17 protein-coding genes are annotated in these 20,327 nt (G+C 71.4%); 10 read left to right on the plus strand and 7 right to left on the minus strand.

The annotated features are described in order from the left end of the window. Nucleotides 1-42 precede the first annotated feature (42 nt). The 5 genes from lspA (at nucleotide 43) to ABZZ04_RS13085 (ending at nucleotide 4,650) form a co-directional block, all read left to right on the plus strand. The gene (gene lspA, locus ABZZ04_RS13065) at nucleotides 43-645 is read left to right on the plus strand and encodes a signal peptidase II (RefSeq protein ID WP_356932265.1); all 603 of its coding nucleotides are present in this window, start codon (nucleotides 43-45) and stop codon (nucleotides 643-645) included. Between the two features lie 24 nt (nucleotides 646-669). After that, on the plus strand, nucleotides 670-1,611 hold the full coding sequence (locus ABZZ04_RS13070) for an RluA family pseudouridine synthase (RefSeq protein WP_356932266.1): 942 nt from the start codon (nucleotides 670-672) through the stop codon (nucleotides 1,609-1,611). Further along, nucleotides 1,608-2,087: a GNAT family N-acetyltransferase gene (locus tag ABZZ04_RS13075; RefSeq protein WP_356932267.1), complete on the plus strand. Its 480-nt coding sequence runs from the start codon at nucleotides 1,608-1,610 to the stop codon at nucleotides 2,085-2,087. Before ABZZ04_RS13070 ends, ABZZ04_RS13075 begins: the two co-directional genes overlap by 4 nt. Before the next feature lie 285 nt (nucleotides 2,088-2,372). Next, complete coding sequence (locus ABZZ04_RS13080) at nucleotides 2,373-3,959, plus strand: Na+/H+ antiporter (protein ID WP_356932268.1); 1,587 nt, start codon at nucleotides 2,373-2,375, stop codon at nucleotides 3,957-3,959. Between the two features lie 121 nt (nucleotides 3,960-4,080). After that, nucleotides 4,081-4,650 (plus strand): dienelactone hydrolase family protein, encoded by a 570-nt coding sequence (locus ABZZ04_RS13085; RefSeq protein ID WP_356932269.1) that lies wholly within the window; start codon nucleotides 4,081-4,083, stop codon nucleotides 4,648-4,650. A gap of 51 nt (nucleotides 4,651-4,701) precedes the next feature. Here the strand turns inward: ABZZ04_RS13085 and ABZZ04_RS13090 are convergent, their stop codons facing one another. The 6 genes from ABZZ04_RS13090 to ABZZ04_RS13115 all read right to left on the minus strand — a co-directional run bounded on the left by ABZZ04_RS13090 (nucleotide 4,702) and on the right by ABZZ04_RS13115 (nucleotide 11,618). Further along, nucleotides 4,702-5,670: a zinc metalloprotease gene (locus ABZZ04_RS13090; protein WP_356932270.1), complete on the minus strand. Its 969-nt coding sequence runs from the start codon at nucleotides 5,668-5,670 to the stop codon at nucleotides 4,702-4,704. A 316-nt stretch (nucleotides 5,671-5,986) separates the two neighbouring features. Continuing rightward, complete coding sequence (locus ABZZ04_RS13095; RefSeq protein WP_356932271.1) at nucleotides 5,987-7,648, minus strand: alkaline phosphatase D family protein; 1,662 nt, start codon at nucleotides 7,646-7,648, stop codon at nucleotides 5,987-5,989. A gap of 97 nt (nucleotides 7,649-7,745) precedes the next feature. After that, a complete protein-coding gene (locus tag ABZZ04_RS13100) occupies nucleotides 7,746-8,564 on the minus strand; it encodes a DsbA family protein (RefSeq protein ID WP_356932272.1) in 819 nt (272 codons plus the stop codon). A gap of 48 nt (nucleotides 8,565-8,612) precedes the next feature. Further along, a complete protein-coding gene (locus ABZZ04_RS13105) occupies nucleotides 8,613-9,332 on the minus strand; it encodes a hypothetical protein (RefSeq protein ID WP_356932273.1) in 720 nt (239 codons plus the stop codon). A 346-nt stretch (nucleotides 9,333-9,678) separates the two neighbouring features. Next, nucleotides 9,679-10,104, minus strand: coding sequence for a hypothetical protein (locus tag ABZZ04_RS13110; protein ID WP_356932274.1), 426 nt, complete (start codon nucleotides 10,102-10,104; stop codon nucleotides 9,679-9,681). A gap of 188 nt (nucleotides 10,105-10,292) precedes the next feature. Beyond that, nucleotides 10,293-11,618: a DUF2252 domain-containing protein gene (locus ABZZ04_RS13115; RefSeq protein ID WP_356932275.1), complete on the minus strand. Its 1,326-nt coding sequence runs from the start codon at nucleotides 11,616-11,618 to the stop codon at nucleotides 10,293-10,295. 223 nt (nucleotides 11,619-11,841) lie between these two features. Here ABZZ04_RS13115 and dnaE point away from each other — a divergent pair, with 223 nt between their 5' ends. Further along, the gene (dnaE, locus tag ABZZ04_RS13120; protein ID WP_356932276.1) at nucleotides 11,842-15,381 is read left to right on the plus strand and encodes a DNA polymerase III subunit alpha; all 3,540 of its coding nucleotides are present in this window, start codon (nucleotides 11,842-11,844) and stop codon (nucleotides 15,379-15,381) included. Between the two features lie 96 nt (nucleotides 15,382-15,477). On the opposite strand, the gene ABZZ04_RS13125 is transcribed toward dnaE, so the two are convergent. Then, nucleotides 15,478-15,657 carry a hypothetical protein gene (locus tag ABZZ04_RS13125; RefSeq protein WP_356932277.1) on the minus strand — a complete coding sequence of 60 codons (180 nt, stop codon included), beginning with the start codon at nucleotides 15,655-15,657 and terminating at the stop codon, nucleotides 15,478-15,480. A gap of 227 nt (nucleotides 15,658-15,884) precedes the next feature. Between ABZZ04_RS13125 and ABZZ04_RS13130 the strand changes: the two genes are divergently transcribed. The 4 genes from ABZZ04_RS13130 to ABZZ04_RS13145 all read left to right on the plus strand — a co-directional run bounded on the left by ABZZ04_RS13130 (nucleotide 15,885) and on the right by ABZZ04_RS13145 (nucleotide 20,225). Beyond that, nucleotides 15,885-17,165, plus strand: a complete 1,281-nt coding sequence (locus ABZZ04_RS13130) for an NYN domain-containing protein (protein WP_356932278.1) — start codon at nucleotides 15,885-15,887, stop codon at nucleotides 17,163-17,165. A 298-nt stretch (nucleotides 17,166-17,463) separates the two neighbouring features. Next, on the plus strand, nucleotides 17,464-18,438 hold the full coding sequence (locus tag ABZZ04_RS13135; protein WP_356932284.1) for an ABC transporter ATP-binding protein: 975 nt from the start codon (nucleotides 17,464-17,466) through the stop codon (nucleotides 18,436-18,438). Nucleotides 18,439-18,619: 181 nt separating this feature from the next. Further along, nucleotides 18,620-19,381, plus strand: a complete 762-nt coding sequence (locus ABZZ04_RS13140) for an ABC transporter permease (RefSeq protein ID WP_356932285.1) — start codon at nucleotides 18,620-18,622, stop codon at nucleotides 19,379-19,381. Between the two features lie 34 nt (nucleotides 19,382-19,415). After that, nucleotides 19,416-20,225, plus strand: coding sequence for an ABC transporter permease (locus tag ABZZ04_RS13145; protein ID WP_356932279.1), 810 nt, complete (start codon nucleotides 19,416-19,418; stop codon nucleotides 20,223-20,225). Nucleotides 20,226-20,327: the final 102 nt, after the last annotated feature.

The raw sequence follows: 20,327 nt of genomic DNA on the forward strand, positions 1-20,327 counted from the left end.
GTACCCTCGTCCTCAGTCAGGAACCTAGGTTGAGGGACTCACGTGGCAGAGGCGGAGCGCATCATCGGTACGCCGGACATCCCCGAGACTGAGGGGACCGAGGAGACCGGGGGCGAGGACCGGGAAGCGGGCCGGGCCGGGGAGACGACCCCCGCGCAGGGCAAGCGGAGGATCATGGTGCTCTTCGGGGTGGCCGTGTTCGCCTACCTCCTCGACCTGATCAGCAAGATGATCGTGGTCGCGAAGCTGGAGCACCAGGAGCCGATCGAGCTCATCGGCGACTGGCTCCAGCTCAACGCGATCCGCAACCCCGGGGCCGCGTTCGGCTTCGGCGAGGCGTTCACCATCATCTTCACCTTCATCGCGGCGACCGTGATCGTCGTGATCGCCCGCCTCGCCCGCAAGCTCTACAGCCTGCCCTGGGCCATCGCGCTCGGTCTGCTGCTCGGCGGTGCGCTCGGCAACCTCACCGACCGCATCTTCCGTTCCCCGGGCGTCTTCGAGGGCGCGGTGGTGGACTTCATCGCCCCCGCGCACTTCGCCGTCTTCAACCTGGCCGACTCCGCGATCGTCTGCGGCGGCATCCTGATCGTGATCCTCTCCTTCAAGGGCCTGGACCCCGACGGCACCGTGCACAAGGACTAGCGGGCGCAAGGCATACTCGATCAGGTGAGTACGCATCCCGAGGTCCGCACCCTGCCCGTACCCGACGGTCTGGAGGGCGAGCGCGTCGACGCCGCCATTTCCCGGATGTTCGGTTTCTCCCGCACCAAGGCAGCCGAGCTGGCCGCCGCAGGGAAGGTGCAGGTGGACGGCTCGGTGGTCGGGAAGTCCGAGCGGGTCAGCGGCGGTGCCTGGCTCGAGGTGGAGATGCCGCAGGCGGCCGCCCCGGTGCAGATCGTCGCCGAGCCCGTCGAGGGCATGGAGATCGTGCACGACGACGACGACATCGTCGTGATCGTGAAGCCGGTCGGCGTCGCCGCCCATCCGAGCCCCGGCTGGACCGGCACGACCGTCATCGGCGGTCTCGCCGCGGCCGGCTACCGGATCTCGACCTCCGGCGCCGCCGAGCGCCAGGGCATCGTCCACCGCCTCGACGTCGGCACCTCGGGCCTGATGGTCGTCGCCAAGTCCGAGCGGGCCTACACCCTGCTGAAGGCGCAGTTCCGCGACCGGGTCGTCGAGAAGAAGTACAACGCGCTGGTCCAGGGCCACCCGGACCCGATGAGCGGCACCATCGACGCCCCCATCGGCCGCCACCCCAACCACGACTACAAGTGGGCCGTCACGGCCGAGGGCAAGCCCTCCGTGACGCACTACGACCTCATCGAGGCGTACCGCTCCGCCAGCCTCCTGGACATCAAGCTGGAGACGGGCCGCACGCACCAGATCCGGGTGCACATGTCCGCCCACCGCCACCCCTGCGTCGGCGACCTCACCTACGGCGCCGACCCGACGATGGCCAAGCGCCTCGGTCTGACCCGGCAGTGGCTGCACGCCGTCCGGCTCGGCTTCGAGCACCCGGCCGACGGCCGCTGGGTGGAGTTCGCCAGCCGCTACCCGGACGACCTCCAGCAGGCCCTGGACAAGATCGCGGCGGAGAGCCGGTGAGCGACGGCCCGGCCGTCCCGTACACCACGCGCACCGCTGTCGGCGAGCAGGACCTCGCGGCCTGTTTCCAGGTCCGCAAGGAGGTCTTCGTCGTCGAGCAGGAGGTGCCCGAGGAGATCGAGTACGACGTCCACGACGCGGACGCCGTACATGTGATCGCCCTCGCGGCGGACGGCACGGCGCTCGGGACCGGGCGACTGCTGCACGGGGCGGCCGCCGTCGGCCGGACCGGGGGCGACGCGACCGTCGGCTCGCTCGGCAGGCTCGCGGTGACCGGGCGGGCGCGCGGCCTCGGCGTCGGCGCCGCGCTGGTCCGGGCCATCGAGGACGCGGCCCGCGGGCTGGGGCTGACCGCCGTCGACCTGCACGCCCAGACCCATGCCCTCGGCTTCTACGAGCGGCTCGGGTACGTGGCGTACGGGCCGGAGTTCCCCGATGCAGGGATGCCCCACCGGGCGATGCGGCGCACCCTGTAGCCGGTTCGCGCGGGGCGGTCCTTCCGGTCTTCTCCCGCGGGACCTTCTCCTCCCGCAGGACCTTCCGCTTCCGCCGGATCTTTCCTTCCGCCGGGCCTTTTCCTTTCGCCGGGCCCGGTCGATCCGTCCCGTGACGGCCGGAGCCGGTCGCGGAGACATCGGAGGAATCCGGGGCGAATGGCGGGAAGAAGGGGGGTGTTGTCCGGATTGCGCACCCGGCGTGGCAGGCTTTGAGCCGGCCCGCCGGTCGAGTGAACCGGCCAACCGTGCTCCGGAAGGCATCCCGTGGACCAAATGGCACTGCTCCTCCTGCTGCTGCTCGGGGCGGTGGTGACGGTTCCGCTCGGGGAGCGCCTGGGCCTGCCCGCGCCGGTGCTGATGACGCTCGCCGGAGTCGGCATGGCGTTCGTCAGTTTCGTGCCGAACGTGGACATCCCGCCCGAGGTCATCCTTCCGGCGCTGCTGCCGCCGCTGCTCTACGCCTCGGTGCAGCGCACCTCCTGGCGACAGTTCGCCGCCAACAAACGACCGATCTTTCTGCTGGCCGTCGCCCTGGTCTTCGTCACCACGGCCGCGGTTGCCGCGGTCGCCAACGCGATAGTCCCCGGGCTGCCCATCGCGGCCGCCGTGGCGCTCGGTGCGCTGGTCGCCCCGCCCGACCCGGTCGCCGCGACGGCCGTCGCGGGGTCGGTCGGGCTGCCGCGCCGGCTCGTCTCCATCCTGGAGGGCGAGGGACTGTTCAACGACGTGACCGCGATCGTGCTGTACCACGTGGCGATCGCCGCCGCGGTGAGCGGCACCTTCTCGCTGCCGGAGGCGTTCGGGCTGCTGATCCTCTCCGCGGTCGTCGCCGTGGCGGTGGGCCTCGTGCTGGGCTGGCTCACGATCAAGCTCATGGGCATGCTCGGGGACGCCACGCTCCAGGTCGGCCTCACCCTGCTGGTGCCGTTCGTGAGCTACGTGCTCGCGGAGGAGCTGAAGGGGTCGGGCGTCCTGGCCGTCCTCACCACCGCGCTCTTCCTCGCCGAGCACACCGCCGACGCCGACGACGTGCTCGGGCGGCTCACCGGCCGCAGCTTCTGGGAGATCGTCGACACCCTCGTCACGGGCGTCGCCTTCGGTCTGATCGGCCTCGAACTGCACAACGTCTTCGGGACGTCGGACGGGCGGGAACTTCAGATGCTGGGCTGGGGCCTGGCCGTCGTCGCGGTCGTCGTCGGCGTACGGCTGCTGTACCTGCTGCCCGCGACCTGGCTCGCCAAGCGGCTGCACACCCGGCGCGACGTCAGCGAGGAGATCCCGACCAGCTGGCGGGAGACCGTCGTGATGTGGTGGTCCGGGATGCGCGGGGTCGCCTCGGTGGCGCTGGCGCTCGCGATCCCGCTGGAGACGGACGACGGGCAGCCGTTCCCCGGACGTGACGAGATCGTCTTCATCGCCTTCGCCGTGATCATGGCCACGCTCGTCGTGCAGGGGCTCACGCTGCCGTGGCTGGTGCGCAAGCTCCACGTCAAGGCGGACACCGCGGCCGAGGAGGCGCTGGAGAAGGACCTCGCGATCCGCGCCGCCAGGGCGGCGAAGCAGCGGCTGAAGGAGATCCGGGCGGAGGAGGACTTCCCGGAGGAGGTCGCCGAGCGGTTGCAGCGGATGGCGTACGACATGGGGGCGCGGATCAGCCCCGACATGGTCGACGACGAGCGCCGCGAGGCGTACGCGCAGCGCGCCGAGCGCTTCAAGGCGGTCGGTCGGGTCCAGCGCGAGATGATGTCGGCCGCCCGTCACGCGGTGCTCTCGGCCCGCAACGAGGCGGGGACGGATCCGGAGATCGTCGACCGGGTGCTGCGGCAGCTGGACGTGCGCAGTCTGCGGTGAGCAGGTGAGCAGGTGAGCAGGTGAGCAGGTGAGCGGTGGGCCGGTGGACAGGGGAGCGGTCGGCCGGGCTCCGGGCCCTGGCCCGGCTCCGGGGCCCGGCCGCAGCTGGCACCATGGCCCCATGAACATCATGCTCTTCCACTCGACGTACGGTCTGCGCCCCGCGGTGCACGCGGCCGCGGACCGGCTCCGGGCCGCCGGACACGAGGTGCAGGTGCCCGATCTCTTCGAGGGCCGCACCTTCGACACCGTCGAGGAGGGCCTGGCCTTCAAGGAGGAGGTGGGCAAGGACGAGCTGCTCAGGCGGGCCGTGCTCGCCGCCGCGCCCTACTCCGAGCGGGGCCTGGTGTACGCGGGCTTCTCGTTCGGGGCCTCCACCGCGCAGACCCTGGCGCTCGGCGACGCGAAGGCCCGCGGGCTGCTGATGTTCCACGGCACCTCGGACATCGCCGAGAACGCCTCGGTGGACGAACTCCCGGTGCAGCTGCACGTCGCCGACCCGGACGCGTTCGAGACGCATGACTGGCTGAACACCTGGTACCTCCAGATGCAGCGGACCGGGGCCGACGTCGAGATCTACCGCTACCCGGGCGCGGGGCACCTCTTCACCGATCCCGAACTGCCCGATTTCGACCAGGCGTCGGCCGAGTTGGCCTGGAAGGTCTCGCTCGGCTTCCTCGCCACGCTGTGACCGCGTGACGGGCCCCGCCCACCGCGGGGCCCGTCACGGGTGCGGAGCGGATCAGCCCCGGTAGGCGGTCCAGCTGTCGTTCATGCGCTGCACCTGACCCGTCGTGAACTGGGTCATGCACGAGTCGTAGGTGTAGTCCATGAAGTTGTGGATCGGGTCGACCCCGGGCTTCTTGGTGCAGGAGTCGCTACCGGTCGGGCACTCGTACGCGGGGCTCTTCTCGGCCGGGGTGTCGTCCACGTAGTCACCGTTTCCATTGCAGCCGCCCTGGAAGGTGTGGTACAGCCCCAGCCAGTGGCCGACCTCGTGGGTGGCGGTGTCGCCCTGGTTGTAGTTGGTGGCGGAGCCGCCGGGCAGCGAGCTGTCGAGGATGACGACGCCGTCGTCCGAGGGGTTGGACTTGTACGAGCTGGGGAAGGTGGCCCAGCCCAGCAGGCCGCCGCCGAGGTTGGCGGTGTAGATGTTGAGGGCGTTCGCGCCGCCCTTGCGCAGCGAGGACTTCATGGCCTTCTCGGCGGCGGAGCCCGGGGCGACGCCGTCGTACCAGGAGCTGTTGTCCGTGTAGTCCGTGCCGGCCAGCGTGTACCGGAAGCCGGAGTCGGTGTTGCCGGTGCCCTGCCCGGCGTAGGCGTCGTTCAGGACCTTCATCTGGCTGTCGATGTCGGCCGCGCTGAGCTTGCCGGTCGTCCCGGAGTGCACGACGTGGAAGTACACCGGGATCGTGGCGCCCGCGGCGAGCGAGGGGCCGTTGACCCGCCGGTCCGCGAGTCTCTGCTTCAACTGCGCGTCCATGGCCTTGGCCTGGGTCGCGGTCACCTCGTTGGGGTCGTCGGTGTGGGCGGTGCCCGAGGGGCGGGCCTCGCGGGCCGTGGCGGAGGCGCCCGTGTCGTCCGCGCACTTCTGGGCGGAGGCCGCGGAGGTCTTGGCGGCGGCGGAGGCGGTGGAGCCGGAAGGAGCGGAGAGCGGCGCCAGGGCCAGGGTTCCGGCCAGGACGGCGGTGCCGATCGCACGGTTACGCATACGCGGCGATATACGGGCAAGAGTGCGCACGGAGACTCCTTGCGGATGTGTCGGGGGGAGGCATTTCCTCACCCGCCGCCGGGAGATTACGTGCGCATGCCATACGCGGAAGAGGAATGATCAAGCCCAATCGGGCACGTGTCAAAGGGGGGAAAGCGGGAGGAATCTTTCCCCGGTTCCGGAGTTTGAGACGGCGACGTAACCGTGGGCGTTACCCCGGCGGGTGGTGTGTCCCCATTCGGTCCGTGGGACACGCCACCCGCCGTGACGACGTAATCCACCGTCAACATACGAGAGGGTGGCTGAAAATGATCCCTCAGCGCACCGGGCGGTCCACCCGCTCGACCTTCTGCGTACCGCTGAGCGTCCGGTACGAGCGCGTCCAGGTGGACGTGGCGTCCCGCTTCGTCCGGTCGGAGACGGCGTAGTAGTCCATCTGCGAGTGCTCGGCGGTCACGTCGAGGACCCCGTAGCCGTGCGAGTCCATGTCCACCCACTTCACATGGCGGTTGGCCGCCTTGACCGCGGCGGCCGCGATCACCGAGACCGTTTGCGGCGCCACGTGCAGGATGTCGTCGATGTTGTCCGAGGTCACCGACGTCACCACGAACTCGGTGGCGGCCGAGGCGGAGAGCGGGTACGTCGCAGCCTTCACCGGGACGTCGTTGGCCCACGCCATGTGGATGTCACCGGTCAGGAAGACCGTGTTGGTGATCGACCGGTCCCGCAGGTGCGAGATCAGCTCCTTGCGGTCGTCCGTGTAGCCGTCCCACTGGTCGACGTTGACCGCGAGCCCCTCCTTCGGCAGGCCCAGCAGCTCGGCCAGCGGCTCCAGCAGGTGCGCGGGCACGGAACCGAAGGCGACCGGCGAGATCATCACCGACGTGCCGACCAGCTTCCAGGTGGCGTCCGATCCGGCCAGCCCCGCCTTCAGCCAGTCCAGCTGTGCCCGGCCGGTGATGGTGCGCTCCGGGTCGTCGACCGCGCCGTCGCCGATCTTCGCCTGCTGGGAGCGGAAGCTGCGCAGGTCGAGGAGGTGGAGGTCGGCCAGGTCGCCGAAGCGCAGCCGCCGGTAGACGGTGCCCTCGGTGGAGGCGCGGACCGGCATCCACTCGAAGTACGCCTGCTTGGCGCCCGCGACCCGGTCGGCCCAGGCGCCCTCCGCGCCCGGGGTGTGGTTCTCCGCCCCGCCCGACCAGGTGTCGTTGGCGAACTCGTGGTCGTCCCAGATCGCGATCACCGGGTGGGTGGCGTGCAGGGTCTGGAGGTCGGTGTCCGTCTTGTAGTTGCCGTGCCGGGTGCGGTAGTCGGCGAGGGTGAGGATCTCGTGCCTCGGCTCGTGCGGCCGCACGACGTACTTCGCGTCCGGGTAACTGCCCGTGGCGTACTCGTAGATGTAGTCGCCGAGGTGGAGCACGGCGTCGAGGTCGGCGCGGGCGGCGAGGTGACGGTACGGGGAGAAGTACCCGGCCTCCCAGTTGGCGCACGACACCACGCCGAACCGGACGCCGGACGTGGCCGCCCCGGCCGCCGGGGCCGTCCGGGTCCGGCCGGTCGGCGAGACGGTCTCCGCGCCGTCCCCCGCCGTGAAGCGGAACCAGTACGCGGTGGCCGGGTTCAGGCCCCGCACGTCGGCCTTGACGGTGTGGTCGGACGCGGCCCGCGCGACGGTGGTGCCACTTGCGACGACCCGGGCGAACCCCTTGTCCTCGGCGATCTCCCAGCGCACCGCCGTGTCGGCGCCGAGGCCCGAGCCCGGTACGGCGTCCGGGGACGGGGTGATGCGGGTCCACAGGAGGATGCCGTCGGGGAGCGGGTCGCCGGAGGCGACGCCGTGCAGGAAGGCGGGTCCGGCCGCGGCGTGCGCGGCCGTGGCGGCGCCCAGCACGGGGGCCGCGACGGCGGTGGCGGCAGCGGCCTTGACGACCGTGCGGCGGCTGGGGGAGGAGAGCGGCGAGAAACTCTGGTGACTGGTCACGGACAAAAATCCTACTGGCGGGTAAAGCCAACGGGCAGGCGAACAAGGGAAGTTCGCCTGCCCGTCGAGGACCCGTCGTCGGGGCGTCGCCGTCCGGTCAGCCCTTCAGCGCGGCCGTGATCGCGGTGTTGAAGGCCTCCAGCGTCATCGGGGCGTTCTCGCTCTGGCCGTCGGTGAGCTTCTTGCCGTCCATCTTCAGCGTCGGGGTGCCCCTCACGCCGCTGTCGTCGAACTTCTCGGACATCTTCATCGCCCAGCTGTCGAACGTGCCGTCCTCGACGTTCTTCTTGAAGTCGGCGTTGCCCTTCAGCGAGTCCACCGACTCGGCGATCTCGATCAGGTAGGAGTCCTTCTTGAACTTGTCGTCGCTCTCCTCCGGGTGGTACTTCGCGGAGTAGAGCGCGGCCTTGTAGTCGAGGAAGGCGTCCGTGCTGACGTCGAGCGCCGCACCGAGCGCGCTCAGCGCGTTCTTCGAGCCCTCGCCGCCGCCGGAGACGTCGTCGATGAACGTGGCGCCGATGAACTTGAGCTTGTACTTGCCGGCGTCGACGTCCTTGTGCACCGTCTCGCCGACGGCCTGCTCGAACGTGGCGCAGACCGGGCAGCGGGAGTCCTCGTACACCTCAAGGGTCTTCTTGGCGCTCGACTTGCCGATGACGACGGTGGTGCCGTTCTCGCCCGAGGTGTTCTTGGGCGCGGTGACGTTCTTCGCGTCCTTGGCCGCCTCCCAGTGGGACGGCTTGTTCAGCTGCATGACACCCCAGCCGACGCCGCCCGCGACCGCGAGGACGGCCACGATCGAGGCGCCGACGACGATCTGCCGGCGGGTCTTGTCCCGCTTGGCCTGCCGCTCGCGCTCGGCACGCAGACGCTCGCGGGCCGCCGCCTTGTTGGCCTGGCTGTTGCGCTTGCTCATGTTCTTCTCTCCATGGGTGTGGTGGTACGTCGGTGGGGATGCGTGTGCTCAGGCGATGACGGCCGAGCGCGGCGGTCCCCTCCGTCCCACGGAGTGCACGAGCGGGCGGGTGCGGACGAGCGGGTGCGGGCCGTGTCCGGCGGGCCGCGCCCGGCGGCGCGCGCAGCGACGGACGGTACCGGCCACGGCGACCGCGATCAGCAGCGGCCGGAACGCCAGGGCGGCGGCCGCGCCCAGCAGGGCGACCAGCGCCGCCTCGCCGCGCCGGAGCCAGGCCGCGGCGAGCAGGCCGACCGTCACGTGGGCGGCCAGCAGCAGCCACGGCACCGCCGGGCCGGGGGAGGCCAGCAGCGAGGCCGCCGTGTGCCCGGCATCGGTCACCGAGGTGAGCGGGGTGCCGACGTCGGCGGCCCCCGCCACGCCGCTGCCGACCTCGCCGCCCCCGCACAGCACATCGACGCCGACCGAGCGCAGCGGTCCGGCGATCGGGCCGCCCGCCGCCCCGTAGCAGAGGTGCTGGCCGGTGGTGAAGACGGTGTCGGCGGCCAGCTCCAGCGGGACCAGCAGCCCGGCGATCGCGCCGAAGCCGCGCTCCCGGCCGGCCAGCGCGTACGCCGTGGCGAAGACCCCGCAGGCCAGCAGACCGACCACGGTCAGCGGCAGCGGGACCTGGGAGAGCAGTACATGGGACGCGACGGAGAGCGTGACGACGAGCGCTGTGAAAAGCGCCGCGCGCACGACCCTGAGCTGCGTCCCGGATATGTCCATCGTCCAGGAGTGTGCCATGCCGACCTGTGCGCCGGACGAGACAGGTCCCGGACCGTTCGTATCGGGAGCGCCGCCGCCCCGCCCGGCGGGGCGGCACATCGGCCCGTATCGGCCTGTACCGGCCCGTATCCCCGTGTCGGCCCGTTCCCCCGAGCCGACCCGTTCCCCCGCGCCGGGCCCGCGCATTCCGCCGCACGGCCACGTCGTCCGCGCACCCCCGGTACGCGGACGACGCCCGTTCCCGTGACGTACCGCACGGCCCGGCTCGCCGGGCTCTTCAGCGGTCTCCTCCGGTCACGGCCCCGTCAGTGGGCGGAGAGGCGACGGATCGCCTCTCCGTGAACCGTCAGCCGCAGGGCGGGGTGGCTGCCGGGGTCTCGAAGGTCCCCTGCCCCTGCACCTTGATCAGCCCCACGTACTTCTTGCCGCAGGGGTAGCTCATGTTCCAGGTGGCGACGGCCCGCTCACCGTTGCTGATGGTCTTCAACGGGCTCCAGGACGTGCTGGACACGCGGTACCCGAGGTTTGCCTTGATGGTCGAGCCGCCCTTCTTGGTGTAGATGATCTCGATGCGAGAAGGGCTCGTGTTGAGGGAGATGCAGAGCTGCCCGTTGCTCAGGCTGGTGCACTTGACCCTGTCGCTGCTCGCGACCGACACGTCCGAGGAGGCCTGCACGGACGTGTCGCGCTCGGCCGCGTTGGCGGGCACGGCGAGAAGAGAGGCGCCAGCAGCTATGCAGGCGGCGGCGGCCAGCGTGACTCGACGATTCACAGGGGTCCTCCTTGATGAGCTGGTCAAGATCAACATCGGTGACGGTACAAGGAGGAAACCCTGGTGCCAAGGCACTTTCCGTGGAGTGGCGGAGTGGGTGGGAGGGGGATCCGGCCGACCGCCGGCGGTCGTCGCACGGGCGGTCGGGCTTCAGCCGCCCCCCTCGTGCCGCCTCGGCGGATGCCCCGCTACAGCCCCGGGATGCGGCCGTTGCGGAAGAGGTCCACGAAGATCTGGTGGTCGGCGCGGGCCCGGGCGCCGTAGTCGTGGGCGAAGTCCACCAGCAGGCCGGCGAAGCCCTCCTCGTCCGCCGCGATCGCCGCGTCGATCGCCCGCTCGGTGGAGAACGGCACCAGCGAGTGGCCGCTCTCGTCGTCCGCCGCGGCGTGCATCGTCGCCGTGGCCCGGCCGAGGTCGGCGACGACCGCCGCGATCTCCTCCGGCTCGTCGATGTCGGACCAGTCGAGATCGACCGCGTACGGGGACACCTCGGCGACCAGCTGCCCGGCCCCGTCCAGCTCCGTCCAGCCGAGCCACGGGTCGGCGTGCGCCTGCAGGGCGCGCTGGGAGATCACGGTGCGGTGGCCCTCGTGCCGGAAGTAGTCGCGCACCGCCGCGTCGGTGACGTGCCGGGAGACCGCGGGCGTCTGCGCCTGCTTGAGGTAGATCACCACGTCGTTCTCCAGGGCGTCGCTGTTGCCCTCCAGCAGGATGTTGTACGAGGGCAGCCCGGCCGAACCGATGCCGATGCCCCGACGGCCGACGACGTCCTTCACCCGGTACGAGTCGGGGCGGGCCAGGCTCGACTCCGGCAGCGTCTCCAGATAGCCGTCGAAGGCGGCCAGCACCTTGTAGCGCGTCGCCGCGTCGAGGTCGATCGAGCCGCCGCCCGGGGAGAACCTGCGCTCGAAGTCCCGGATCTCCGTCATCGACTCCAGCAGCCCGAACCGGGTCAGCGACCGGGCGTCGCGCAGCGCGGCCAGCAGCGGGCCCTCGGCCGTGTCGAGCGTGAACGGGGGCACCTCGTCCCCCTTCGCGCCCGCCGCCAGGATGTGGATCCGCTCGCGGTAGGCCGCGGCGTAGACCCGGACCAGCTCGGTGATCTGGTCGTCGCCCAGCGCCTTCGCGTACCCGATCAGCGCGACGGAGGCGGCGAACCGCTTGAGGTCCCAGGTGAACGGGCCGACGTACGCCTCGTCGAAGTCGTTCACGTTGAAGACCAGCCGGCCGTTGGCGTCCATGTACGTGCCGAAGTTCTCCGCGTGCAGATCGCCGTGGATCCACACCCGGCCGGTCCGCTCGTCCAGGTACGGGCCGCCGTGCCGCTCCTGCTCCAGATCGCTGTAGAACAGGCACGCCGTGCCCCGGTAGAAGGCGAAGGCAGAGCCCGCCATCTTGCGGAACTTGACCCGGAAGGCGGCCGGGTCGGCGGCCAGCAGCTCCCCGAACGCGGTGTCGAAGACCTCGAGAATCCGCTCGCCGCGCCGCTCCGCGCCGGTCCGTGCTTCCGACATCTCCGGGTGCCTCCTGATACCTGACGTGCATGACGGCCGTGCCTGACAAATGGGACAGGCTTCCCGGTCCCTACAACGCGCGACCGTACCCGGGAGTGCCCGTCGTCCGTCACCGCGAAGACGTAGACTTCCACGCTGTCCCCCAACCCGCCCGCCCGCCGCCCGGCCGCCGCCCCTCATCGAGGCGTTCCGCGCCGCAGCCGCACATCGGAGGCACAGCGCCGTGACCAAGCCGCCCTTTACGCACCTCCACGTCCACACCCAGTACTCGCTGCTGGACGGTGCCGCGCGGCTCAAGGACATGTTCAATGCCTGTAATGAAATGGGCATGTCGCACATCGCGATGACGGACCACGGCAACCTGCACGGTGCCTACGACTTCTTCCACTCGGCGAAGAAGGCCGGCGTCACGCCGATCATCGGCATCGAGGCGTACGTCGCCCCGGAGTCGCGCAAGCACAAGCGCAAGATCCAGTGGGGCCAGCCGCACCAGAAGCGCGACGACGTGTCGGGTTCGGGCGGTTACACCCACAAGACGATCTGGGCGGCGAACTCGACGGGGCTGCACAACCTCTTCAAGCTGTCCTCGGACGCCTACGCCGAGGGCTGGCTGCAGAAGTGGCCGCGCATGGACAAGGAGACCATCGCCCAGTGGTCCGAGGGCCTGATCGCCTCCACCGGCTGTCCCTCGGGCGAGGTGCAGACCCGGCTGCGGCTCGGCCAGTTCGACGAGGCGGTCCAGGCCGCCTCCGACTACAAGGACATCTTCGGCGAGGGCCGCTACTTCCTGGAGCTGATGGACCACGGCATCGACATCGAGCACCGGGTCCGCGACGGGCTGCTGGAGATCGGCAAGAAGCTCAACATCCCGCCGCTGGTGACCAACGACTCGCACTACACCTACGCGAACGAGGCCACCGCGCACGACGCGCTGCTCTGCATCCAGACCGGCAAGAACCTCTCCGACCCGGACCGCTTCCGCTTCGACGGCACCGGCTACTACCTCAAGACGACCGACGAGATGTACGCCGTCGACTCCTCCGACGCCTGGCAGGAGGGGTGCCGCAACACGCTGCTGGTCGCCGAGCAGATCGACACCTCCGGCATGTTCGAGAAGCGCGACCTGATGCCGAAGTTCGAGATCCCCGACGGCTACACGGAGATCACCTGGTTCCAGGAGGAGGTCCGGGTCGGCATGAACCGCCGCTTCCCGGGCGGCGTCCCCGAGGACCGGCAGAAGCAGGCCGAGTACGAGATGGACGTCATCATCCAGATGGGGTTCCCGGGCTACTTCCTCGTGGTCGCCGACTTCATCATGTGGGCGAAGAACAACGGCATCGCGGTCGGCCCCGGCCGTGGCTCCGCGGCCGGTTCGATCGTGGCGTACGCCATGGGCATCACCGACCTCGACCCGATCGAGCACGGGCTGATCTTCGAGCGGTTCCTCAACCCCGAGCGCGTCTCCATGCCCGACGTCGACATCGACTTCGACGAGCGCAGGCGCGTCGAGGTGATCAGGTACGTGACGGAGAAGTACGGCGCCGACAAGGTCGCCATGATCGGCACGTACGGCAAGATCAAGGCGAAGAACGCCATCAAGGACTCCGCCCGCGTGCTGGGCTACCCGTACGCGATGGGCGACCGGCTCACCAAGGCCATGCCCGCCGACGTCCTCGGCAAGGGCATCGACCTCGACGGCATCACCAACCCCAAGCACCCGCGCTACAGCGAGGCGGGCGAGATCCGGGGGATGTACGAGAACGAGCCGGACGTGAAGAAGGTCATCGACACCGCGAAGGGCGTCGAGGGCCTGGTCCGGCAGATGGGCGTGCACGCCGCCGGCGTCATCATGTCCAGCGAACCGATCGTCGAGCACGCCCCGGTCTGGGTGCGGCACACCGACGGCGTCACCATCACGCAGTGGGACTACCCGCAGTGCGAGTCGCTCGGCCTGCTGAAGATGGACTTCCTCGGCCTGCGCAACCTCACGATCATGGACGACGCCGTGAAGATGGTGGAGTCCAACAAGGGCGTCAAGCTGGACCTGCTGGCCCTCCCGCTGGACGACCCGAAGACGTACGAGATGCTCTGCCGCGGCGACACGCTCGGCGTGTTCCAGTTCGACGGCGGTCCGATGCGCTCCCTGCTGCGCCAGATGCAGCCCGACAACTTCGAGGACATCTCCGCCGTCTCGGCCCTCTACCGGCCGGGCCCGATGGGCATGAACTCGCACACGAACTACGCCGAGCGCAAGAACGGCCGCCAGGAGATCACCCCGATCCACCCGGAGCTGGAGGAGCCGCTCAAGGAGACGCTCGGCCTCACCTACGGCCTGATCGTCTACCAGGAGCAGGTCCAGAAGGCCGCCCAGATCGTCGCCGGGTACTCGCTCGGCGAGGCCGACATCCTGCGCCGCGTGATGGGCAAGAAGAAGCCCGAGGAGCTGGAGAAGAACTTCGTCCTCTTCCAGGCCGGCGCCAAGAAGAAGGGCTTCTCCGACGAGGCCATCCAGGCCCTGTGGGACGTGCTGGTCCCGTTCGCCGGATACGCGTTCAACAAGGCGCACTCCTCCGCGTACGGCCTGGTCACGTACTGGACCGCGTACCTCAAGGCGAACTACCCCGCCGAGTACATGGCGGCGCTGCTGACCTCGGTCAAGGACGACAAGGACAAGTCGGCCGTCTACCTCAACGAGTGCCGCCGCATGGGCATCAAGGTGCTGCCGCCCAATGTGAACGAGTCGCTGTCGAACTTCGCCGCCCAGGGCGACGACGTGATCCTCTTCGGCCTCACCGCCGTGCGCAACGTGGGCCAGAACGTCGTCGACTCGATCATCCGGTGCCGCAAGTCGAAGGGGAAGTACAGCAGCTTCCCCGACTTCCTGGACAAGGTCGAGGCGGTCGTCTGCAACAAGCGCACCGTCGAGTCGCTGATCAAGGCCGGCGCCTTCGACGAGATGGGCCACACCCGCAAGGGCCTGGTCGCCCACCACGAACCGATGATCGACAACGTGGTGCAGGTCAAGCGCAAGGAGGCCGAGGGACAGTTCGACCTCTTCGGCGGCATGGGCGAGGAGGAGAGCGACGAGCCGGGCTTCGGGCTCGACGTCGAGTTCTCCGACATCGAGTGGGAGAAGTCCTACCTGCTGGCCCAGGAGCGCGAGATGCTCGGCCTGTACGTCTCCGACCACCCGCTGTTCGGGCTGGAGCACGTGCTGTCCGACAAGGCCGACGCCTCGATCTCCCAGCTGACCGGCGGCGAGCACTCCGACGGCGCCGTCGTCACCGTGGGCGGCATCATCTCCGGCCTCCAGCGCAAGATGACCAAGCAGGGCAACGCCTGGGCCATCGCCACCGTCGAGGACCTCGCCGGCTCCATCGAGTGCATGTTCTTCCCGGCCACCTACCAGCTGGTCTCCACCCAGCTCGTCGAGGACACCGTCGTCTTCGTCAAGGGACGGCTCGACAAGCGGGAGGACGTGCCCCGGCTGGTCGCCATGGAGATGCAGGTCCCGGACCTCTCCTCGGCGGGGACCAACGCGCCCGTCGTCCTGACCATCCCCACGGTCAAGATCACCCCGCCCATGGTCAGCCGGCTCGGTGAGGTGCTCAACAACCACCGGGGCAACACCGAGGTGCGGATCAGGCTCCAGGGCCCGCGCAAGACCACCGTGCTCCGGCTCGACCGGCACCGGGTGCAGCCCGACCCGGCGCTCTTCGGCGACCTGAAGGTGCTGCTCGGCCCGTCCTGCCTGGCCGGCTGAGTCCGCCGTCACCACGCGCGACAGGGGCGCCCCCGCGAGAGCGGGAGCGCCCCTGTCCGCCTGTCCGGCCCGGGACCGGACCGGGAAGCGGCCGGGTCAGTTGTGACCGAAGCGCCGCTGGTGCTTACGAGCAACATCGGCAGGGCTGCCCTGGGCCTGGGACTGCGACTGTATCTGCGATTCGTACGCGGTTTCCCTGGCCTGCTCCGCGCCGCGGTCCGGACCGGCCGCGCGGTTCTGCTGGCTGCCCTGCTTGCGGTTCTTGTTCTTGGCCATGGTGGTGTTCCTCCTGTGGGGAATCTCGGGGCCAGGACCGCGTTCAGATTCACATGTCGGGACGAACGGTGCATGTTGGATCATTACCGTGCGTAGTGGTGACATGTCCCGCAAGGTTTTGCGGATCCGCCACGCCGATGATCGAGTTCCGGCCGTCAACCCCTGCGCGGTCGGGCAGACTCGAAGGAAACCCCGGGCAAAGACCGCACCCGAACTTCTGGAAGAGGGTGGAACGCGTGGACCGTTGCGTCGTCCTGGTGGACGCCGGCTATCTGCTGGGCGCAGCCGCGAGCCTGCTGGCCGGAGAGCCCGCCCGTTCCCGCATCACCGTCGACCACGCGGCCCTCATCCGGGGCCTGCGGGAGCGGGCCGAGGAGGACACGCAGCAGCCGCTGCTGCGGATCTACTGGTTCGACGGCGCTCCCGACCGGGTGCCGCAGCCCGAGCACCGCAGACTGCGCGTGATGCCCCGGGTGACGGTCCGGCTGGGCGCCCTCACCCGCAGCGACGGGCGCTGGGCGCAGAAGGGCGTCGACGCCGCGATGCACGCCGAACTCACCGAACTCGCCAGGAACCGCGCCTGCTCGGACGTGGTGCTGGTGACCGGGGACGGCGACCTGCTGCCCGGCCTGATGTCCGCCAAGGAGCACGGCGTCGCCGTCCACCTGTGGGCCGTCCAGGCCGCCGACGGCGACTACAACCAGTCCGAGGACCTGGTGGCCGAGGCCGACGAACGAAGGGTGCTCGACCGGGCCTGGATCACCCAGGCCGTACGGGCCAGGGACACCGGCGTCTGCGCCCCGCCGCCCGCTCCCCGCCCGGAGATCGCCGCGATCCTCTCCGCGCCGCTGCCCGAGGCGGCGCTGGCCGCCTCCGCCGAGCGCGCCTCGGAGGCCCGCGCGCAGGAGCCCGGCCCCGCCGTCCCGCCGCCCGGGGAGAGCCCCGCCGCCGACCGGCCCGCGGGCGGAGGGCGGGGCGTCCCCACCCCCAAGGACCTGGCGGGCAGCCTGCGCGGCCCCGTCGCCCAGCCCGACCGGCACACCGCCGCGCCCCCGCCCGCCGGGGCGACCCTGCGCTGGTCGTCCGACCGGGGCTGGGTGGAGCGCGGCGGACCGCTGGGCGAACCCGCCGAAACGGCCTCCCTGCCCACCCTGGCCCAGCTCACCAGCGCCGAACAGCGCTGGGCGGACCGCGAGGAGGACATCACCACCGTCGGCGGCGACCCCTTCGAGGTGGGCCAGGTCTTCGCCCGGCGCTGGATGGAACGGCTGCCCGAGACCGTCCACCTCCAGAAGCTGTCCACCATGTACCCGCGCATCCCGCACCGCATCGACGGCGAACTGCTGCGCTACGCCGCCCGGTTCGGCCTGCTCGCCCACAAGGACGACCAGATCGACGAGCACGACCGCTACGCGATCCGGGCGGGGTTCTGGCGGGAGGTCGACGTACGGGCCGCGGCGGAGCACGCCCCGGTGACGGCGGAGCGGACGGGCCCGTCCGGCGGCTGACGGACCGTGCGGCGCGCGCCCCGGCGACGCCGTCGTCGTGCCGCCGCGCGGCCGTGCCGTCGCGTGACCGTGCCGCCGGGCCCCGGTGGCGGCGGCCGGTCCGGACAGTGGTGCGCGGAGCCGTACGGGTGTGCGGCGGGGCGGTGGTGCCGGTCGGCCCCGGGCGCGACATCCGGCCGCCGAACACCGTGCCGAGGCCCCACCGGCACGGCCCCGGGCACGATCCGGGGCGCCCGACCCCGTACCCTCGTACCTCGTGAGTACGGGCACAGCACAGGCGCAGACGGCGACCGGGACCGTGTGCGCGGTGCGTGATCTGGTCAAGACCTATCCCGCAGCCCGCGGCCGCCGGGGGACACCCGCCACACCCGAGGTGCGCGCCACCGACGGGATCAGCCTGGACGTGCGGCGCGGCGAGATCTTCGGACTGCTCGGCCCCAACGGCGCCGGCAAATCCACCCTGGTGAGACAGCTCACCGGACTGATGCGCCCCGACTCCGGCAGCGTGGACGTGCTGGGCCACGACCTCGTGCGCCACCCCGAACGGGCCGCCCGGCTGATCGGCTACCTCGGGCAGGAGTCCACCGCGCTCGACGAGCTGACCGTGTCGCTCGCCGCCGAGACCACCGGGAGGCTGCGCGGCCTCACGGCGGCGGACGCCCGCGCCGAGCGCGACGCCGTGCTCGACGAACTGGGCCTCGCCGAGATCGCGGGACGCGCCCTGAAGAAGCTTTCCGGCGGACAGCGGCGACTCGCCTGCTTCGCCGCCGCGCTGGTCGGCGAACGGCCGGTGCTCGTGCTGGACGAACCGACGACCGGCATGGACCCCGTCGCCCGGCGGGCCGTCTGGGCCGCCGTGGACCGGCGCCGGGCCGAGCGCGGCACGACGGTGCTGCTCGTCACCCACAACGTCATCGAGGCCGAGACGGTCCTCGACCGGGTCGCCGTGATCGAACGCGGCCGGGTCATCGCCTGCGACACCCCGGCCGGGCTCAAGGAACGCGTCGCGGGCGAGGTGCGGGTCGAGCTGGTGTGGCGGGAACGCGCCCCCCTGGACGTGCCCGAAGTGGCCGCGCTGCGGCCCTCGGCCCAGGAGTCCGGGCGGCGCTGGGTGATGCGGCTCGGCCCCGACGAGGCACGGGCGGCGGTCGCCGCGGTGACCGGCGGGGCGGCCTTCGCCGCACTCGACGACTTCACGCTGGCGACGCCCAGCCTGGAGGACGTCTACCTCGCACTCGGCGGGGCCGTGAACGAGGAACTGGTGAAGTCATGACCGGGGTGGGCGGGGCGACCGGGTGCGCGTGCACGGCCGGGCGGGGAACGAACAGGAGCAGCGCCAGGTGACGAGCATCGTTCCCGACCACGCGGTGGGATCCGTCCCGCCGGGTACGGACGGGCGGACCGCCGACGACGGCCGGACCGGCACGGCCGGGCGCGGGCGCGGCGACGAGGGGATGGTGCCCGCGCCGCTCGCCCCGAGGGCCCGGATGTTCCCCTCGCTCGCGGCCGTCTACCGCGCCCAGCTGTCCCGGGCCCGGGTCGCCCGGATCCCGCTGCTCTTCGTCGCGACGTTCCAGTCCGTCGGGATCATGGTGCTGATGCGCGGGGTCGTCGACGGCGGCGCGGAGGCCCGCGCCGTCGTCGCCGGGTCCAGCGTCCTCGTCGTGGCCTTCGTCGCGCTCAACCTCCTCGCCCAGTACTTCGGGCAGCTGCGGGCCGGCGGCGGGCTCGACCACTACGCCACGCTGCCGGTGCCGCCCGCCGCCGTGGTGCTCGGCGCGGCCGGGGCGTACGCCTCCTTCACCGTGCCCGGCACCGTCGTCACGGCCGTGACGGGAAGCGTGCTGTTCGGGCTGCCGCTGACCCACCTGTGGGTGCTCGCCGCCGTCATCCCGCTGGCCGGGGCGGCGCTCTCCGGGCTGGGCGCGGCGCTGGGACTGCTCGCGCCCCGGCAGGAGCTGGCCACCCTGCTCGGCCAGCTGGGCATGTCGGCGGCGCTGCTGCTCGGCGTGCTCCCGGCGGACCGGCTGCCCGCCCCGATCGGCTGGGCCCGGGACCTGCTGCCCTCCACCTACGGGGTCGAGGCGCTCTCCCGGTCCTTCGACGCCCGCCCCGACTGGGCGGCCGTCGCGCTGGACCTCGGCGTCTGCGCCGTCGTCGGCGTCCTCGCGCTGGCCGCGGCGACCTGGGCGTACCGCAGGGCAGCGGTCCGGTGAGGCGCGGTCCGGGCGCGCCTGGCACGATGGGGCGGTGACCGCACCTCTGACGCCGCCTCACCAGCCCTCGTCCAACGACCCCTGGCAGACCCCGCCCAACCGGGGCGGCGGGCCGGGGCACCCCGGTGGCTTCGGCGGCCCCGGTGGCCTCGGCGGTTCCGGAGGGTCCGACGGTCACCACGGGAGCCTGCTGGAGCCCGGGAAGAAGGACGTCGGGGCGGACCTGCGCCGGGCCGCGGCCGTCACCGCGCTCGTGACCGTCTCGGGCGTCGTGCTCGGACTCCTCTGGCTGTGGCTGGCCCCCCGGGTCCCGCTGATCTCCGACGACACCGCCGTCTTCCTGAGCAACAGCGAGGGCGAGGAGGCGATCGGCGCCGACGGCGCGTTCGTACTGCTGGCGCTGGCCTGCGGGGCCGTCTCCGGGGCACTGGTCTTCTTCTTCCGGAGGAGCGGCGGCGTCGCCCTCGTCATCGGGCTCGCGCTGGGCGGACTGCTCGGCTCGCTGCTGGCCTGGCGGCTGGGGGTGTGGCTCGGACCGGACCAGGACGTGGTCGCGCACGCGCGGGCGGTCGGCAAGGGCGTGGTCTTCGACGCGCCGCTCCAGCTCCGGGCGAAGGGGGTGCTGCTGGCGTGGCCGCTGGCGGCGATGGCGGTGCACCTCGCACTGACCGCGGGGTTCGCCCCGCGCGATCCGGAACCGTGGGGGGTGTACGGGGGCGGCTTCGGGCCCCTGCCCTCCGGCGGGCCGGTTCCTCCCGGCGGGCCGGTGCCCGCGGGTGGCGCGCCGTCGGGAGGCGCGCCCGCGGACGGGGGACCGTCGGGCGGGACGCCGGCCGGGTCGTAGTCATGGGCCGGGGTTCGCGGGCGGGGCGGGCCCGTTCCCCGGCCGCCGGATGGGGGCTTCGCGCCCCGGCCGCTCTGCGCGAAAGCCGCCCCGGTGAGCGAG

The organism is Streptomyces sp. NPDC006435 (genome assembly GCF_040612315.1).
In the GTDB taxonomy this organism is placed as follows: Bacteria; Actinomycetota; Actinomycetes; order Streptomycetales; family Streptomycetaceae; genus Streptomyces.

Excerpts from the sequence above, each read along its gene's own strand:
- ABZZ04_RS13115 (WP_356932275.1), bottom strand. The coding sequence starts at position 11,618 with ATGTCGGAAGCACGGACCGGCGCGGAGCGGCGCGGCGAGCGGATTCTC.
- ABZZ04_RS13125 (WP_356932277.1), bottom strand. The coding sequence starts at position 15,657 with ATGGCCAAGAACAAGAACCGCAAGCAGGGCAGCCAGCAGAACCGCGCG.
- ABZZ04_RS13090 (WP_356932270.1), bottom strand. The coding sequence starts at position 5,670 with ATGCGTAACCGTGCGATCGGCACCGCCGTCCTGGCCGGAACCCTGGCC.
- ABZZ04_RS13105 (WP_356932273.1), bottom strand. The coding sequence starts at position 9,332 with ATGGACATATCCGGGACGCAGCTCAGGGTCGTGCGCGCGGCGCTTTTC.
- ABZZ04_RS13100 (WP_356932272.1), bottom strand. The coding sequence starts at position 8,564 with ATGAGCAAGCGCAACAGCCAGGCCAACAAGGCGGCGGCCCGCGAGCGT.
- ABZZ04_RS13140 (WP_356932285.1), top strand. The coding sequence starts at position 18,620 with ATGGTGCCCGCGCCGCTCGCCCCGAGGGCCCGGATGTTCCCCTCGCTC.
- ABZZ04_RS13085 (WP_356932269.1), top strand. The coding sequence starts at position 4,081 with ATGAACATCATGCTCTTCCACTCGACGTACGGTCTGCGCCCCGCGGTG.